1 protein-coding gene is annotated in these 1,262 nt (G+C 36.1%); it reads left to right on the forward strand.

The features are described 5' to 3' along the window. Positions 1 to 1,229 (forward strand): IS3 family transposase gene (locus C9J35_RS23140; protein WP_235616418.1). Its coding sequence is split into 2 segments (ribosomal slippage), with 1,230 coding nucleotides annotated over them: positions 1 to 325 and positions 325 to 1,229; the frame shifts between segments, so codons are not numbered across the junction. This gene is flagged as partial in the annotation. Positions 1,230 to 1,262: the final 33 nt, after the last annotated feature.

Below are 1,262 nucleotides of genomic sequence, written 5' to 3' on the forward strand. Positions count from 1 at the left end.
TATCAAAAAAATGGTGTAGAGGCTTTCTTAAAATCCTATACAAAATATTCAGCTGACTATAAAATGAATGTACTTAATTATATGAACGAGACAGGTACATCTTCGATTGACACAGCTGCACTATTTAATATTTCATCTCCTGGCATGATTCGGAATTGGAAGTTGAAGTTTGAAGTTGGTGGTTATGATGCCCTCGTTTCTAAGAAAAAGGGGCGTCCATCTATGAAAAAAGAAACAAAAAGAACAACGAAATCAACACCAGCTGAAGGATCTGTTGAGGCGTTAGAAGCACGTATTAGACAATTAGAAATGGAGAATGCGTACTTAAAAAAGTTGAATACTTTAGTTCAAATGCAAGAAAAATTACCAATCAAATCAAAGCGCAAGTGATTTATGAACTAAAGGGAATCTATGAAGTGGTGGAATTAATCAAAGTCGCTGATATTCCACGTAGTACGTATTATTATTGGGAAAAGCGTTTGAATCGTACTGATAAATACACGGATGTGAAAGCCGCAATTCAGTCCATTTATCATGAACACAAAGGACGTTATGGTTATCGTCGGATTACCAAAGAACTAAAAAAATACGGCATTCATCATGATCCTAAAACGATTAATAGTTTGATGAATGCCATTGGCATAAAATGTGAAGTCCGTATGAAGAAGTATCGTTCGTATAAAGGAAAAGTCGGAAAAATTGCCCCAAACATATTACAACGTGATTTTACAGCAAAAAATATGAACGAGAAATGGGTAACAGACGTGACAGAGTTCCATCTATTTGGTGAGAAACGCTATTTATCACCTGTCCTTGATTTATGTAATGGCGAAATTATTGCATACACAGTAATGAATCGTCCAGTGTATAATCTCGTCCATGATATGCTAGAACAAGCATTGGGGCGCCTTCAATCAGGTGATCAAGTCGTTCTTCATTCGGATCAAGGTTGGCACTATCAAATGAAAAGGTATCAAGAAACATTAAAGCAATATAGGATTACACAGAGTATGTCCCGTAAGGGCAATTGTTTGGACAACGCAGTCATCGAAAATTTCTTTGGCTTATTAAAATCTGAGCTCCTGTATCTACAAGAATTTGAATCCATGGCACATTTTGAACAGGAACTACAAGACTATATTCACTATTACAATCACAAACGAATGAAGGCAAAATTAAAAGACCTAAGCCCGGTGGAGTACCGAACTCAGGTCTTAGAAGTTGCTTAACTAAATATGTCTAACTTTTTTGGGGCAAATCAA

It is taken from the genome of Lysinibacillus parviboronicapiens, from assembly GCF_003049575.1.
In the GTDB taxonomy this organism is placed as follows: Bacteria; Bacillota; Bacilli; order Bacillales_A; family Planococcaceae; genus Lysinibacillus; species Lysinibacillus parviboronicapiens.